Annotated in this window: 13 protein-coding genes; 4 read left to right on the top strand and 9 right to left on the bottom strand. The window is 71.3% G+C overall.

The features are described 5' to 3' along the window. Positions 1-6: 6 nt before the first annotated feature. Genes ACFYQ5_RS31820 through ACFYQ5_RS31800 form a run of 5 tightly spaced genes read right to left on the bottom strand, consistent with a single transcriptional unit; the run spans position 7 to position 6,800 of the window. The gene (locus ACFYQ5_RS31820; RefSeq protein ID WP_389202588.1) at positions 7-2,178 is read right to left on the bottom strand and encodes a 3-hydroxyacyl-CoA dehydrogenase NAD-binding domain-containing protein; all 2,172 of its coding nucleotides are present in this window, start codon (positions 2,176-2,178) and stop codon (positions 7-9) included. A 40-nt stretch (positions 2,179-2,218) separates the two neighbouring features. Beyond that, positions 2,219-3,433 (bottom strand): acetyl-CoA C-acetyltransferase, encoded by a 1,215-nt coding sequence (locus tag ACFYQ5_RS31815; RefSeq protein WP_389202587.1) that lies wholly within the window; start codon positions 3,431-3,433, stop codon positions 2,219-2,221. A 37-nt stretch (positions 3,434-3,470) separates the two neighbouring features. After that, entirely contained in the window at positions 3,471-4,613 is a 1,143-nt protein-coding gene (locus ACFYQ5_RS31810; RefSeq protein WP_389202586.1) for an acyl-CoA dehydrogenase family protein, read from the bottom strand. Between the two features lies 1 nt (position 4,614). Beyond that, complete coding sequence (locus ACFYQ5_RS31805) at positions 4,615-5,649, bottom strand: LLM class F420-dependent oxidoreductase (RefSeq protein WP_389202584.1); 1,035 nt, start codon at positions 5,647-5,649, stop codon at positions 4,615-4,617. Next, a complete protein-coding gene (locus ACFYQ5_RS31800) occupies positions 5,649-6,800 on the bottom strand; it encodes a CaiB/BaiF CoA transferase family protein (protein WP_389202583.1) in 1,152 nt (383 codons plus the stop codon). The genes ACFYQ5_RS31805 and ACFYQ5_RS31800 overlap by 1 nt, the downstream gene beginning before the upstream one ends. A gap of 205 nt (positions 6,801-7,005) precedes the next feature. Between ACFYQ5_RS31800 and ACFYQ5_RS31795 the strand changes: the two genes are divergently transcribed. Then, positions 7,006-8,196: a saccharopine dehydrogenase family protein gene (locus ACFYQ5_RS31795; protein ID WP_389202581.1), complete on the top strand. Its 1,191-nt coding sequence runs from the start codon at positions 7,006-7,008 to the stop codon at positions 8,194-8,196. 28 nt (positions 8,197-8,224) lie between these two features. On the opposite strand, the gene mmpA is transcribed toward ACFYQ5_RS31795, so the two are convergent. From mmpA to ACFYQ5_RS31780, 3 genes are all read right to left on the bottom strand, one after another. After that, positions 8,225-8,371 carry a morphogenic membrane protein MmpA gene (mmpA, locus tag ACFYQ5_RS31790; protein ID WP_389202579.1) on the bottom strand — a complete coding sequence of 49 codons (147 nt, stop codon included), beginning with the start codon at positions 8,369-8,371 and terminating at the stop codon, positions 8,225-8,227. Between the two features lie 94 nt (positions 8,372-8,465). Beyond that, the gene (locus tag ACFYQ5_RS31785; RefSeq protein WP_389202578.1) at positions 8,466-9,143 is read right to left on the bottom strand and encodes an endonuclease V; all 678 of its coding nucleotides are present in this window, start codon (positions 9,141-9,143) and stop codon (positions 8,466-8,468) included. A gap of 83 nt (positions 9,144-9,226) precedes the next feature. Next, positions 9,227-9,952, bottom strand: a complete 726-nt coding sequence (locus tag ACFYQ5_RS31780; RefSeq protein WP_389202577.1) for an SDR family oxidoreductase — start codon at positions 9,950-9,952, stop codon at positions 9,227-9,229. 115 nt (positions 9,953-10,067) lie between these two features. Here ACFYQ5_RS31780 and ACFYQ5_RS31775 point away from each other — a divergent pair, with 115 nt between their 5' ends. Next, positions 10,068-10,916, top strand: a complete 849-nt coding sequence (locus tag ACFYQ5_RS31775; protein ID WP_389202575.1) for a LysR family transcriptional regulator — start codon at positions 10,068-10,070, stop codon at positions 10,914-10,916. Between the two features lie 39 nt (positions 10,917-10,955). Here ACFYQ5_RS31775 and ACFYQ5_RS31770 read toward each other — a convergent pair whose 3' ends face one another. Then, positions 10,956-12,041 (bottom strand): WD40/YVTN/BNR-like repeat-containing protein, encoded by a 1,086-nt coding sequence (locus ACFYQ5_RS31770; protein WP_389202574.1) that lies wholly within the window; start codon positions 12,039-12,041, stop codon positions 10,956-10,958. A gap of 185 nt (positions 12,042-12,226) precedes the next feature. Between ACFYQ5_RS31770 and ACFYQ5_RS31765 the strand changes: the two genes are divergently transcribed. Beyond that, positions 12,227-12,643 carry an SsgA family sporulation/cell division regulator gene (locus ACFYQ5_RS31765; protein WP_389202573.1) on the top strand — a complete coding sequence of 139 codons (417 nt, stop codon included), beginning with the start codon at positions 12,227-12,229 and terminating at the stop codon, positions 12,641-12,643. 230 nt (positions 12,644-12,873) lie between these two features. Continuing rightward, positions 12,874-14,535: an ABC-F family ATP-binding cassette domain-containing protein gene (locus tag ACFYQ5_RS31760; protein ID WP_389202572.1), complete on the top strand. Its 1,662-nt coding sequence runs from the start codon at positions 12,874-12,876 to the stop codon at positions 14,533-14,535. Positions 14,536-14,611 lie beyond the last annotated feature (76 nt).

Genomic DNA, 14,611 nt, shown 5'->3' with positions numbered 1-14,611 from the left:
ACGCCCTCAGTCGTGGAAGGTCTCGCCCTTCTCCGCCTTCTCCACCAGCAGCGGCGACGGCAGGAAGCGGTCGCCGTAGCGCTCCGCGAGCTGCTGTGCCCGTGCCACGAAGCCGGGCAGGCCCCCCTCGTACCCGTTGATGTACTGGAGCACGCCGCCGGTCCAGGCCGGGAAGCCGATGCCCATGATGGAGCCGATGTTGGCGTCGACGACGGTCATGAGCACGTTCTCCTCCAGGCAGCGGACGCTGTCCAGTGCCTCGGAGAAGAGCATCCGCTCCTTCATGTCCTCGAAGGGCACGTCGGTTCCGGGCTTCGTGAAGTGCTCACGCAGCCCCGTCCAGAGCGCACCGCGCTTGCCGTCCTCGCCGTACTCGTAGAAGCCCGCTCCCCCGCTGCGCCCGGGCCGTCCGAACGCGTCGACCATCCGGTCGATGACCTCGTCCGCCGGGTGCGTGGCCCAGGTGCCACCCGCCTCCTCGACGGCGCGCCGGGTCTCGTTGCGGATCTTGCGGGGCAGGGTGAGCGTCAGCTCGTCCATGAGGGAGAGCACCTTGGCCGGGTAGCCGGCCTGCGCCGCCGCCTGTTCGACCGACGCGGGTTCGACACCCTCGCCGACCATCGCGACGCCCTCGTTGATGAAGTGGCCGATGACGCGCGAGGTGAAGAAGCCCCGCGAGTCGTTGACGACGATCGGGGTCTTCTTGATCCTGCGCACCAGGTCGAAAGCGCGTGCCAGGGCCTCGTCGCCGGTCTTCTCGCCCTTGATGATCTCGACGAGCGGCATCTTGTCCACGGGTGAGAAGAAGTGCAGCCCGATGAAGTCGGCCGGGCGCGTGACCCCTTCAGCGAGGGCGGTGATGGGCAGCGTCGAGGTGTTGGAGCAGAGCAGCGCGTCGGGGTCGACGATGTCCTGGATCTCCTGGAACACCTTGTGCTTGAGCGCGGTGTCCTCGAAGACCGCCTCGATCACGGCGTCACAGCCCGCGAGGTCGGCCGGGTCACCGGTCGGAGTGATGCGCGCCAGCAGCTCGTCCCGCTTCTCCTCGGTCGTACGGCCCCGGGAGAGCGCCTTGGCGAGGAGCTTCTCGCTGTACGCCTTGCCCTTGGCAGCCGCCTCGGCGGAGACGTCCTTGAGGACGACGTCGATGCCGGCGCGGGCGCAGGAGTAGGCGATGCCCGCGCCCATCATCCCGGCGCCGAGGACGGCCACCTTGCGCACCTGGCGCTCCTCGACGCCCCCCGGGCGGCTGGCGCCGGAGTTGACGGCCTGGAGGTCGAAGAAGAACGCCTGGATCATGTTCTTCGCGACCTGGCCGGTGACCAGCTCGGTGAAGTAGCGCGCCTCGATGGTCTGCGCGGTCTCGAAGTCGACCTGCGACCCCTCGACCGCCGCGGCCATGATGTTGCGGGGCGCGGGCATGGGCGCGCCCGCGAGCTGCTTCTTCAGATTCGCCGGGAAGGCCGGCAGGTTGGCCGCGAACTTCGGGTTCGACGGGGTGCCGCCGGGAATCCGGTAGCCCTTGACGTCCCAGGGCTGCTGCGACTCCGGGTGGGCGTCGATGAAGGCGCGGGCCTTCTCGAGCATCTCCTCACGGGTGGCCGCGACCTCATGGACGAGGCCGTTGTCCAGCGCCCGCCGGGGGGTGTACTGGGTGCCCTGCAGGAGGACCTTCAGCAGCGCGTCGGTGATGCCCATCAGCCGCACGGTCCGGGTGACACCGCCGCCGGCGGGCAGCAGACCGAGGGTGACCTCGGGCAGGCCGATACGGGAGCCGGGGGCGTCCAGGGCGACCCGGTGGTGGGCTGCGAGCGCGATCTCGTATCCGCCGCCGAGTGCCGCGCCGTTGATCGCGGCGACGACCGGCTTGCCCAGGGTCTCGATGCGGCGCAGCGCGTTCTTGATGGCCGTTCCGGCGTCGAACGCCGCCTGCGCGTTCTCCGGACCGATCTTGATCATGTCCTTGAGGTCGCCGCCCGCGAAGAAGGTCTTCTTCGCGGAGGTGTAGATGATGCCCCGGATGGAGTCCTTCTCGGCCTCCGCGCGGTCGGCGACGGCCGCGATGGACTCCTTGAAGCCCTGGTTCATCGTGTTGGCGGACTGGTTGGGGTCGTCGAGTACGAGGGTGACGACGCCGGTCTCGTCCTGTTCCCAGCGGATGGTCGTGCTCTCGGTCATGGGTGTTCTTCTCCGTAAGAGGGGCCGGGGACGGGACGGGTCAGAGACGCTCGACGACGGTGGCGATGCCCATGCCGCCGCCGACGCAGAGGGTGGCGAGGCCGTAGCGCTTGTCCTGCCGCTCCAGTTCGTCGATGAGTGTGCCGAGGATCATCGCGCCGGTCGCACCGAGCGGGTGGCCGAGTGCGATGGCACCGCCGTTGACGTTGACCTTGTCGAGGCTCAGACCCATGTCCCTGGCGAAGCGCAGGACGACTCCGGCGAAGGCCTCGTTGATCTCGACGAGGTCGATGTCGTCGATGGTGAGCCCGGCCTTGGCCAGCGCCTTGCGGGTGGCGGGGGCGGGTCCGGTGAGCATGATGGTCGGCTCGGAGCCGGACACGGCGGCGGAGACGATCCGGGCGCGCGGGGTGAGTCCGTAGCGCTCGCCGGTCTCCTTGGAGCCGATCGCGACGAGGGCGGCGCCGTCGACGATCCCGGAGGAGTTGCCCGCGTGGTGGACGTGGTCGATCTTCTCGACCCAGTGGTACTTCTGGAGGGCCACGGCGTCGAAGCCGCCCATCTCGCCGATCGCGGCGAACGAGGGCTTCAGGGAGGCGAGCGAGTCCGCGGTGGTCCCGGGGCGCATGTGCTCGTCGTGGTCGAGGACGAGCAGGCCGTTGCGGTCCTTGACGGGGACGACGGAGCGGGCGAAGCGCTCCTCCTTCCAGGCGATGGCGGCGCGCTCCTGGGACAGGGCGGCGTACTCGTCGACGTCGCGCCGCGAGAAGCCCTCGATGGTGGCGATGAGGTCGGCTCCGATGCCCTGCGGGGCGAAGCCGGTCTCGAAGCTGGTCATCGGGTCCATGGCCCAGGCACCGCCGTCGGAACCCATGGGCACCCTGGACATCGATTCGACGCCACCGGCCAGGACGAGGTCCTCCCAGCCCGAACGCACCTTGGCCGCAGCCAGGTTGACGGCCTCCAGGCCGGATGCGCAGAAGCGGTTCTCCTGCAGGCCCGCGACGGAGTCCGGGAGCCCGGCTGCGATCGCGGCGATACGGGCGATGTCGGAGCCCTGGTCACCGAGCGGGCTGACGACACCGAGGACGATGTCGTCGATGGCAGCGGGATCGAGGCCGGGGAACCGGTCGCGGATCTCGTGGATGAGGCCGACGACGAGGTCGATCGGCTTGGTGCCGTGCAGGGCGCCGTTGGCCTTGCCGCGGCCGCGCGGTGTGCGGATCGCGTCGTAGATGAATGCTTCGGTACTCAAGGCAGCTGCCTTTCGGGTTCGGTGCGGGGCGGGGAGGTCAGGCGAGCAGCGAGCGGCCGATGATCTCCTTCATGATCTCGGTCGTGCCGCCGTAGATGGTCTGGATACGGCCGTCGGTGAAGGCCTTGGCCACGCGGTACTCCGTCATGTAGCCGTATCCACCGTGGAGTTGGAGGCAGCGGTCGGCGACCCGCTTCTGCAGCTCGGTGGCCCACCACTTGGCCATCGAGGCGTGGACGGCGTCGAGCGTCCCCTCGGAGTGGTCGACGACGCACCGGTCGAGGAAGGCCCGGGTGACGGCGCACTCGGTGGCCATCTCGGCGATCTCGAAGCGGATGTGCTGGAGCTTGGAGAGCGGTCGCCCGAAGGCCTCGCGCTCCTTGACGTACTGGGTGGTGATCTCCAGGAGGTATTCGGCGGCCGCGATCCCGGCGACCGCTATGCCCATGCGCTCCTGGGCCAGATTGGTCATGAGGTGGATGAACGCGCCGTCGAGCTCACCGAGGAGGTTCTCCTTGGGGACGCGTACGTCGTTGAAGAACAGCTCGGCGGTGTCCTGGGACTTCTGGCCGATCTTGTCGAGGTTGCGGCCCCGCTCGAAGCCTTCGGCGCCGCGCTCGACGACGAGCAGCGAGAGGCCCTTCGCGCCGCCCTCCGGGGAGGTCCTGGCGACGACGATCACCAGGTCGGCGAGGATGCCGTTGGAGATGAAGGTCTTCGAGCCGTTGAGGAGCCAGTGGTCTCCCTTGTCCTCCGCACCTGTACGGATGCCCTGGAGGTCGGAGCCCGCGCCGGGTTCCGTCATGGCGATGGCGGTGATGGTCTCGCCGCTGCAGAAGCCGGGCAGCCAGCGGCGCTTCTGTTCCTCGGTGGCGAGCCCGGTGAGGTAGGGGCCGATGATGTCGTTGTGCAGGCCGACCGCAAGCCCGGAGACCCCGGCCCGGGTGAACTCCTCGGCGAGGACGGCACTGTAGCGGAAGTCGGCGTTACCGCCGCCGCCGTACTCCTCGGGGACGGCGAGGCCGAGCAGCCCCTGCCGGCCGGCCGCGAGCCAGGCCTCGCGCGAGACGATGCCGTCCTTCTCCCACTGCTCGTAGTGCGGGAGGACCTCCTTGGCCAGGAAGGTGCGGACGGTCTCGCGGAACGCGTCGTGCTCTTCGGTGAAGATCTTCCGCTGCACTTCAAGCCCCCTGGAGCCAGTTCTTGACGGTGGAGATCAGCCGCGCCGGCTCGGGGCCGACGGGCGTGACGTTGAGCATGGTGACCCCGGCCTCGCGGAAGACCTCGATGCGGTCGCGTACGTAGCCCTCGGGGCCGCAGAGCGTCATGAGCTCGCAGAACTCGTCCGGGACGGCGGCCTCGGCCTCCTTCTTCTTCCCGGAGAGGTAGAGCTCCTGGATGATGGCGGCCTCCTTCTCGTAGCCGTAGGCGACCGCGAGGTCGTTGTAGAAGTTCTTGCCGGGCGCACCCATGCCGCCGACGTACAGCGCGATCTGCGGACGGGCGAGGTCCCTGACGGCCGCCGCGTCCTCGCCGATGGCCAGCAGGCCGCCCGCGACGGTCTGCAGCGGGCCGAGCGCCGGGTCGCGCTTCGCCGCACCCTCGGCCAGTGCCGTGCCCCAGACCTGCTGGGCCTTCTCCGGGATGTAGAGGGTGGGCAGCCAGCCGTCGGCGATCTCGGCGGTCAGCCGGACGTTGGCGGGGCCGAGGGAAGCGACGTAGAGGGGGATGGTGTCGCGCACCGGCCGGGTGAGGATCTTCAGCGGCTTGCCCAGCTTGCCGCCCTTCTCCTTCGGCAGGGGCATGTCGGTGATGCCGTGGTGGTCGATGACCTCGCGGCGCCAGATCCGGCGGCAGAGCTCGACGGTCTCGCGGGTCCGGCCGAGCGGCTTGTCGTACGGCTTGCCGTGCCAGCCCTCCACGACCTGCGGGCCCGAGGCGCCGAGGCCGAGCAGGGCCCGGCCGCCGGACACGGCGTCCAGCCCGGCGCCGGTCTGGGCGATGAGAGCGGGGGTGCGGGAGTAGACGTTGAGGATCGCCGCGCCGATCTTCAGGCGCTCGGTGCGGGCGGCGAGGTAGCCCATGAGGGTGGGCGAGTCGAAGCCGTACGCCTCGGCGACCCAGACGGCGTCGAGCCCGGCGGACTCGAGCTCAGCGACCTCGTCGCAGGCGGCGCGCGGATCGCCCGCGTAGTTCAGCGGCAGGGAGAGTTCCATCAGCCGGTCTTTTCCTTCCCGGTGGTCAGCAGGCCCGGCAGGTCCCAGTCCGCGGCGACGGCCTCGGTGTCCGCGCCGGGCAGAGCGGGTCCGGTGCGTACGGAGACGGGCGTCGCGGAGAAGCGGGGAGCGGGCGCGGGCTGGGTGAGGCCGCTGTGCTCCACATAGGTGGAGCGGGCGGCGAGGTGGGGGTGTCGGGGCGATTCCCGGAGCGAGAGGACGGGTGCCACGCAGGCGTCCGTCCCCTCGAAGACCTCGGTCCACTCGGCGCGCGTACGGGTGCTGAACCGGCTGGCGACCAGGGTGCGCAGCTCCTCCCAGCGCCCGAAGTCGTTGCGGTCGGGGGCCTCGTCCCCGATGCCGAGGAGCCCGGTGAACTCCTCGTAGAAGCGCGGCTCCAGGGCCCCGACCGCCATGTACTGACCGTCGGAGGTCTCGTAGGAGCCGTAGAAGGGGCAGCCGCCGTCGAGGAGGTTGGAGCCGCGCCGGTCCTGCCAGCTGCCGGCCGCCAGCATGCCGTGGATCATCGTGGCGAGGTGGGCCGCGCCGTCGACGATGGCCGCGTCGACGACCTGCCCGGTCCCGCCGGGCGTACGGGCGTGCTGGAGGGCGGCGAGCACACCGACGACGAGGTAGAGCGAGCCGCCCGCGTAGTCGCCGACCAGGTTGGCGGGCACCGTGGGCGGTTCGCCGGATCTTCCGATCATGGACAAGGTGCCGGTGAGCGCGAGGTAACCGATGTCATGTCCTGCCCGCTCGGCCAGCGGCCCGTCCTGGCCCCAACCGGTCATCCGTCCGTAGACGAGCCGCGGATTGCGTGCCAGGCAGGCGTCGGGACCGACGCCGAGGCGTTCGGCGACGCCCGGCCGGTTGCCCTCGATCAGGACGTCGGCGCGCTCGACGAGGTCGAGGACCTGCCCGGCTCCGTCCCCGGCCTTCAGATCCACGAGGACCGACCGCTTGTTGCGGTTGGTGAGGTCGAAGGCGGGTTCGACGCCGATCACCGAACCCCCGGGCCGGTCGACGCGCACCACGTCGGCGCCGAGGTCGGCGAGGAGCATCGCGGCGAACGGTCCCGGGCCGATGCCCGCCAGTTCGACGACGCGCACTCCGGTCAGCGGGCCCTGCGACCCGTGTCCTGTCGTTGCCATCAAGCCCCCAGCGGTATGACACAACTGATGTAACATCGATGATGCTAAGAACGGACCGCGCTCCGCACAACCCTTTTGGCCGAGCAAGCGCTTAGCTCCTTCCTCGGGATCCTCTCTCACCGAGGCCCGCCCGGCCGCACGGCACCACGAACGGCTCCGCTACCCTCTGCCTGCTACATCGGCGCCGGCCCCTGCGGAGGCACTCATGAACAGGCAGAACGGGGCGGAACGCCCTTATGACGTCATCCTTTTCGGAGCCACCGGCTTCGTGGGGGCCCTCACGGCCGAATATCTCGCCGCACACGCTCCGGACGGCTGCCGCTGGGCCCTGGCCGGCCGCAGCCGCGGCAAGCTGGAGCAGCTCCGCGAGCGCCTCGCCGCGCGGAACCCGCGCTGCGCGGACCTCCCCCTGCTGACGGCGGACGCGGACGACGCCGACGCCCTGCGCGGGCTCGCCGAGTCCTCGCACGTGGTGGCGTCGACGGTCGGACCGTACGTCTGGTACGGCGAGAAGCTGGTCGCCGCCTGCGCGGAGGCCGGCACCGACTACACCGATCTCACCGGGGAGGCGGAGTTCGTCGACCGGATGTACCTGGAGCACGACGGCCGGGCCCGTGAGACGGGAGCCCGCCTCGTGCACGCCTGCGGCTTCGACTCCGTACCGCACGACCTCGGCGTCTGGTTCACCGTCCAACAGCTCCCCGAAGGCGTCCCGCTGACCGTCGACGGCTACGTCCGCACCAACGCGGTCTTCTCCGGCGGGACGTTCGCCTCGGCGCTCACCGCGATGGGCCGCGGGCCGCAGATGACGCGGGCCGCACACGAGCGGCGTCTGCACGAGCCGCGCCTGGTCGGCCGCCGGGCCCGTGCCCCGCAGGGAGCACCGCACTTCAGTCCGGAGACCGGCACCTGGGCCCTGCCGCTGCCGACCCTGGACCCCCGCGTCGTGCAGCGGTCCGCGCGAGTGCTGGAGCGCTACGGCCCGGACTTCCGCTACCGGCATTTCGCCTCGGTGAAGCACCTGCCGGTGGCCCTGGGCGGCACGGCGGCGGCGGGCCTGCTGACGGGGGCCGCCCAGGTGCCCGCCGTACGGAACTGGCTGTCGGCCCGGGTCGAACCGGGCACGGGCCCCGGCGAACAACGCAGGAAGCGCTCCTGGTTCACGGTGCGCTTCATCGGGGAGGGCGGCGGCCGGAGGGTCTACACGGAGGTGTCGGGCGGCGACCCCGGCTACGACGAGACGGCGAAGATGCTGGCCGAAGCGGCTCTCGCGCTCGCCCTCGACGACCTGCCGGCGACATCGGGTCAGGTCACGACGGCCGTGGCGATGGGCGATGCGCTGCTGGAGCGGCTGCAGGCAGCCGGGCTGCGCTTCCGGGTCGCGGCGGTGCGCTGAGCCCAGGGAGGAAGCGGCCCGCGCCCGGTCAGAACATCCAGGATGCCAGCGTGACGACCATGGAGACGGCCCAGGCGACTCCTGCGAGAACGCCCAAGGTCATGCCCACGGCGACGCCGCGCTGGGAGAGACGTACGGTTCCGGTGCTCATCTGGGGTGCGTGGTGGTCGATCATGTGTACCAGCCTGCCCCTGATATTCGACGAAGAACATCCGTACATGTACTCAGTTGGCAACAGATCCCGAGCGGATCCCGAGCCGGGGCCTCGGTCAGCCGGCCGCTTCCCGGAGAGCGGACCGGCACAGGGCGTCGGCCCTGCGTGTGCTCTCCGGCTGACGGAAGTCGCGGGCCAGCGCGAGCGTATGGGCGCAGGCGTTGTCGAGGCCGGTGCGGTGCCCGACGGAGACGAAGACGGGCTTCGTGGCCTCCTGCGTCCGCAGGGCCCGCCCGACTTCCTCGTCCCCGTCCATGAGCGGGGTGAAGTCGCCGCGCCGTGGCCCGGGTTGCTCGTAACGGAAGGTGAAGGGGTTCTTCGCCACCCCGATGACCGGCAGGCCGGTGAGGACACCGAGATGGCTGGCGAGCCCGAACCTGCGCGGGTGTGCCCGCCCGTAGCCGTCGCAGACGACGAGCCCCGGGTCCACCGACAGACCTTCCAGCGCGGCCAGGACGGCCGGGATCTCCCGGAAGGCGAGGAGCCCGGGGACGTAAGGAAACGTCACGCGGCCTTCGGCGGTGGACTCGGCCACCACCTCCAGGGTCGCCGCGTCCAGGACGACGGCCGCCGCGACGACGAGATCCCGCTCGTCGTCGTAGGCGACGTCGACCCCGGTGACCCGGCCGGTCCCCGGCGTCGGCCCCGGCTCGTCCAGGACCACCCGCGAGCGCAACGCGTCCTGGACGGCGCGGGCTTCGGACTCGTCGGCGGGCATCCGGAACGTCGTCATGACACCCAGTTTAGGCAGCCCGCCAGCCGGACCCGCCGGTCACGAAGATGCGCGACGGGTCGGCACACGGCCGTGCAGGCCCGTCACCACGGCACCTCTCCCTCGTCGTCGAAGAACCTGCCGCTCGGGCCGTCGTCGGGCAGGGTCGCGAGCCGGATCGGGGTCGCCGCGCCCTGCTCCGGGGTGCGGACGCCGCGGAAACCGTTGAGATCGGTCGCCACGAAGCCGGGGCAGGCGGCGTTGATCAGGATGTTCGTGTCGCTCAGTTCCTTGGCGTACTGGATCATGACGGCGTTGAGGAACGACTTCGACGGCGCGTAGGCGACGGCGACCGGCCCCGTCTCCGCGCCGGACGTGGTCTGCAGGGTGAGCGAGCCGACGCTGCTGGACACGTTCACGATCCGCGGCGACGCCGAGCGGCGCAGCATCGGCAGCATCGCGTTGGTCACGCGGATGACACCGAAGACGTTGGTGTCCACGGCCGCCCGCAGCCTCGCCAGGTCGACCGTGCTGGGCTCCTGCGGTCCGCCGCCGGTGATCCCGGCGTTGTTGACGAGCACGTCGAGGCCGCCGGCTGCTGCCTCGGTCAGCCCGGCGGCGGCGGCCACACTCGCGTCGTCGGTCACGTCGAGCGGTACGCCGAACACGTCCACGCCGGCCTCGCGCAGCCTCTTCACGGCTGTCTCGCGCCTCTCCTCGTTCCGGGCGCCGACCCCGACCTTCCACCCGAGGGCACCGAGCCCGGCCGCGATCTCGTACCCGATTCCCTTGTTCGCGCCGGTCACCAGCGCGGTTTTCTGTCCACTCATGCGTCCATCGTGTTCGGGCGCGGTCGAAGTCCGCCAACACCGATCAGGTGGGCGGCGATACCGTACGGGTATCGGTACCAGGTGGGCGCCTCGTGGACCCCGGTACGCTGCGGGCATGGAGACACGCGAGTTGCGGTATTTCGTCGCTGTCGCCGAGGAACTGCACTTCGGCAGGGCGGCGGAGCGGCTGGGGATGGCGCAGCCGCCGCTGTCACGGGCGATCGGCAAGCTGGAGCGTCGTCTGGGGGCGGTGCTGCTGGAGCGGAGCAGCCGCGCGGTCACGCTGACGGAGGCCGGGGCGGTGCTGCTGCGGGAGGCGCGGGCGGCGTTGGACGCGGTGGAAGCGGCGGAGCGCCGTACCCGTCGGGCCGCGCCCGCCGCGCCCGGCCAGGCCGGTGTCGTGCTCGCGACGAAGGCGGGTGCGTCGAGCGAGTTCCTGGCGAAGCTGCTGGACGCCTACGCGGCGGAGCCCGATGCGGTGGCCGTGGATCTGCTGCTGTGCGGGATCGGGGAGCAGGAACAGCTGCTGCGGGACGGCCGGGCCGATGTGGCCCTGCTGCACCGGCCGTTCGACACGGCGGCCGGGTTCGACACGGAGGACGTGTCCACGGAGGGGCAGATCGCGGTCCTGCCGGCCTGGCACGACCTGGCCGGGCGGTCCGGCGTGCACATGGCGGAGGTCTCCGCCCTGGCCGGGCTGCCGATGCCGCGGTGGCCGCGTGCGGACGGGACGTATCCGGACGGTAGCGGTCCGGAGGTTCGTGACCACACGCAGTTGCTCCAGCTGGTCGCGCTGGGCCGTGCTGTCATGATCGCGCCCGAGTCGTGCAGGGCTCAGCTCGGGAGCGACCTGGCCGCGGTGCCCGTGCTGGACGCGCCGTCGATCACGACCGTCATCGCCTGGCCGCCGCAGAGCCGGTCCGTGGCCGTCGCCGGCCTCGTCCGCACCGCCGCGCGTCTCTGAAGGATGCGGCGGCACGCTGTTGCCGCGACCGGGCCGCCGCTACCCCAGCCGCGCGACCCGTCCCTTCTCGCCCGCGGCCCAGCAGCCGCCGTCCGGCACGCAGTCGACCGTGTCGTACGAACCGGTGTCCACGGTCCGCCAGGTGCGCCCGCCGTCCCGGGTGACGTCGGTTCCGCTCGGCCCCACGGCGAGCGCCGACCGCCGGCCGTGCGGCAGCCAGGCGACCCCGGACCGGTAGGCAGCGGGCGGGGTGGCCGCGCCCCGCCAGCTCCGGCCGCCGTCGCCGGTGACGGACGCGGCGTCCGTCGACGCCTGGTCCGCCCGGTAGTCGCCGCCGACCGCGATGCCGTGCGTACGGTCCCGGAACGCGAGGCCGAACACGCCGCGCGCCGGATCCCCCGCCGGGATCCGCGACGCCGCTGCCGTCCATGTCAGGCCGCGGTCGCCGGAGTGCAGCACCCGGGCGGTCGCCGCACCGCCGGTGGCGAGCCAGACGTCCTGGCCGCCCGCGCTCACGAGGCACTGTCCACTCGCCGCGAACCCGGCCTCGCCCGGCTGCGCGGCGGGCATCCCGGCATCGGGCAGCACCCGCCAGTTCCGCCCACCGTCCGAGGTCGACAGGATGCGGAACTTCCCGTCCACCGGGTCACTCATCGCGAGCCCGTGACGGCTGTCGAGGAAGGTCAGACAGTCGTAGAAGGCCCGGGCGTCCGGGTTGCGGAAGGCCTCGGTCCAGGACGCGCCCCCGTCCTCGGTACGGAAGACCCGGGATGCCTCGCCCTCGCCGATGGCCAGCGCCACCGCACGCCGCCGGTCGAACGCCTCGATGTCACGGAACTCCAGCCCGGCCGCGCCGGCCGGCGAGACATCGCTCCAGTGGCGTCCCCCGTCCGTGGTTCGCAGGACCGCGCCCCCGGAGCCCGCGACCCAGGCGGCGTCGCGGCCGACGGCCGCAAGGCCGCGGAAGCGCGCGTCCGTTCCCGTCACGGTGAGCGTCCAGCGCGGCTCCCGGTGCTCGGGCCCGCCCGCCGTGGCCTGCGCCGACGGTGCGGCCGGCACGGCGGTCAACGCCGCGCCGCACAGCACCGGTGCCAGCAGCCGTCTCATCTTCCTCATGGCCCTCATGGCGCCGGAAGCTAACCCACCGGTGGACACCCGTCCAGGGTGCGCCACGCGAAACGGGGCAGTTGATCAGAGAAAGCGGGGGGTCGGTGACGCAGCTCACGCCGTACGCCGGTGCACGGATGGAGGCGTTCCGTCGTCTACTCCAATGCCGGGAACCGTTCGTCCGAGGCGAGAGGGAGCAGGTCTTGTCCAGCGTTATCGAGCAGTCAGTGCAGGCCCGTATGGTCGCGTCCGCGCCGCGTATGGAGACCCTGCCCGCCACTCTGCACTACGACCGCCAGGACCCTTTCGCCGTCCGCATGGCGTTCCCGGGCCCGGCGACCCTCGAAGGCACCGAGGTGTCCTGGGAGTTCTCCCGTGAGCTGCTCGCCACCGGCATGGACGCGCCGGCCGGCGTCGGCGACGTCCGGGTCCGGCCGTTCGGGTACGACCGTACGGTGCTGGAGTTCCACGCCGTCGAGGGCATCGCGATGGTGCATGTCCGCACGTCCGAGCTGCGCCGCTTCCTGCAGCGGGCGCAGGAGCTGGTCCCGGTGGGAGACGAGTACCGCTTCATGGATCTGGACGGCGATCTGACGGATCTGCTGGACGGGCCGTCCTGAGCACCTCTTGCGCGTGACCTCCTGGACTCGGGACGAGCCGAATTCGGTTGCGTGGCGGCGGGACCGCTCGTAACGTCTGCGGTGTCCCTGTCGTCGTCGATCGGAGAAGGACGTTGCTCCACATCTGAGGTGTCCGCACACGGCGCCGCGTGCCCTGACGCGCGTGCCCCTGCGTGACCCCGGTGTCCGAGCCGTTCTTCGTGATTCCTCGACGCAATAGGGAGGCCCTTGTGCCTGCATCCACCACGCATATCCTCTGCTCCGACCTCTCGTTCGCCTGGCCCGACGGGAGCGAGGCCTTCGACGGCTTCCAACTGGCCGTGGGTCCCGGCCGGACCGGGTTGATCGGGCTCAACGGGTGCGGTAAATCGACCCTGTTGCGGCTGATCGCCGGTGAACTCACCCCGACGGCTGGACACATCAGGACGGCCGGCGACGTCGGCCACCTCCCCCAGAACCTCGTCCTGGACACCGCGCTGCGGGTCGACGAGGCGCTGGGTGTCGCCGCGGCGCGGGCGGCGCTCCACGCCATCGAGGCGGGCGACGCCGCCGAGGAGCACTTCACCGCGGTCGGGGACGACTGGGACGTCGAGGAACGTGCCCGCGCCGTGCTCGACCAGCTGGGCCTGACCGGTATCGGTCTCGACCGGACCATCGGCGAGCTGTCCGGCGGCGAGTGTGTGCTGCTGCGCCTGGCGGCGCTGCTGCTGGCACGCCCCTCCGTCCTGCTGCTGGACGAGCCGACCAACAACCTCGACCTGTACGCCCGCGGGCGGCTGTACGACGCCGTGGAAGCCTGGACGGGCGTGCTGGTCGTGGTCAGTCACGACCGGGAGCTGCTGGAGCGGGTGGACCGGATCGCGGATCTCCGCGACGGCGCCGTCACCTGGTACGGCGGCAGCCTGTCGGCCTACGAGGAGGCGCTGGCCGTGGAGCAGGAGGCCGCCGAGCGGATGGTGCGGGTCGCGGAGGCCGACGTACGGCGGCAGAAGCGCGAACTCGCCGACGCACACGTCAAGCTGTCCCGGCGCAAGCGGTACGGGCAGAAGATGTGGGACACCAAGCGCGAGCCGAAGGCCGTGATGGGCCAGCGCAAGCAGACCGCCCAGGAATCGGCCGGCAAGCACCGCGTCATGCACACCGAACGGCTGGCGGACGCGGAGGAGCGCCTCGACGAGGCGGTCGAGGCGGTGCGGGACGACGAGGCGATCCGGATCGAGCTGCCGCACACCCGGGTGCATCCGGGCCGTGGTGTGCTGGTGCTCAGGGATCTCGAACTGGCCTACGGGGCCCGGGTGCGGGGCGAGTGGGATCTGCGCGGTCCGGAGCGGATCGCGCTGGTCGGCCGCAACGGCGCGGGGAAGACGACGCTGTTGCGCACGATCGCGGGTGAGCTGGACCCGGTGTCCGGTGAGGCGACCGCCCAGGTGCCGGTGGGCTTCCTGCCGCAGCGTCTCGACGTCCTCGACGACGCGCTGTCCCTCGTCGACAACGTGGCACGCGTCGCACCGGGAGCCACGGGCAACGGAATCCGGGCGAAGCTGGCGCACTTCCTCTTCAAGGGTGCGGGGGCGGACCGCCCGGCCGGCACGCTCTCGGGCGGGGAGCGCTTCCGGGCCGCGCTGGCGGCGCTGCTGCTCGCCGAACCGGCTCCCCGGCTGCTGATGCTGGACGAGCCGACGAACAGCCTCGACATGCCCGGCGTACGCCGCCTGGCGTCGGCGCTGGAGGCGTACGAGGGCGCGCTGATCGTGGCGAGCCACGACGTACCGTTCCTGAAGTCACTGGGGATCACCCGGTGGCTGCTGCTGGACGCGGACGGACTCCGGGACATCGCGCCCGGCCGGCTGCCGGGAATCGGGGACGATGATGCCCGACCTGTCCCCTCGTAAACCCATTTGACCTGCATGAATAACGGTGGGTGAGCACGGACTGCGAGGGCCCGGCTTGGCTTCGGCCTTACCGCCG

This window comes from Streptomyces sp. NPDC005794 (genome assembly GCF_042871445.1).
GTDB lineage: Bacteria > Actinomycetota > Actinomycetes > Streptomycetales > Streptomycetaceae > Streptomyces.
This window is presented reverse-complemented; position numbering and strand designations above follow the sequence as displayed.

What these genes read in the sequence shown, in the direction of transcription:
- ACFYQ5_RS31820 (WP_389202588.1), bottom strand. Translation starts at nt 2,178, where the DNA reads ATGACCGAGAGCACGACCATCCGCTGGGAACAGGACGAGACCGGCGTC.
- ACFYQ5_RS31805 (WP_389202584.1), bottom strand. Translation starts at nt 5,649, where the DNA reads ATGGAACTCTCCCTGCCGCTGAACTACGCGGGCGATCCGCGCGCCGCC.
- ACFYQ5_RS31800 (WP_389202583.1), bottom strand. Translation starts at nt 6,800, where the DNA reads ATGGCAACGACAGGACACGGGTCGCAGGGCCCGCTGACCGGAGTGCGC.
- ACFYQ5_RS31795 (WP_389202581.1), top strand. Translation starts at nt 7,006, where the DNA reads ATGAACAGGCAGAACGGGGCGGAACGCCCTTATGACGTCATCCTTTTC.
- mmpA (WP_389202579.1), bottom strand. Translation starts at nt 8,371, where the DNA reads ATGATCGACCACCACGCACCCCAGATGAGCACCGGAACCGTACGTCTC.
- ACFYQ5_RS31785 (WP_389202578.1), bottom strand. Translation starts at nt 9,143, where the DNA reads ATGACGACGTTCCGGATGCCCGCCGACGAGTCCGAAGCCCGCGCCGTC.
- ACFYQ5_RS31780 (WP_389202577.1), bottom strand. Translation starts at nt 9,952, where the DNA reads ATGAGTGGACAGAAAACCGCGCTGGTGACCGGCGCGAACAAGGGAATC.
- ACFYQ5_RS31775 (WP_389202575.1), top strand. Translation starts at nt 10,068, where the DNA reads ATGGAGACACGCGAGTTGCGGTATTTCGTCGCTGTCGCCGAGGAACTG.
- ACFYQ5_RS31770 (WP_389202574.1), bottom strand. Translation starts at nt 12,041, where the DNA reads ATGAGGGCCATGAGGAAGATGAGACGGCTGCTGGCACCGGTGCTGTGC.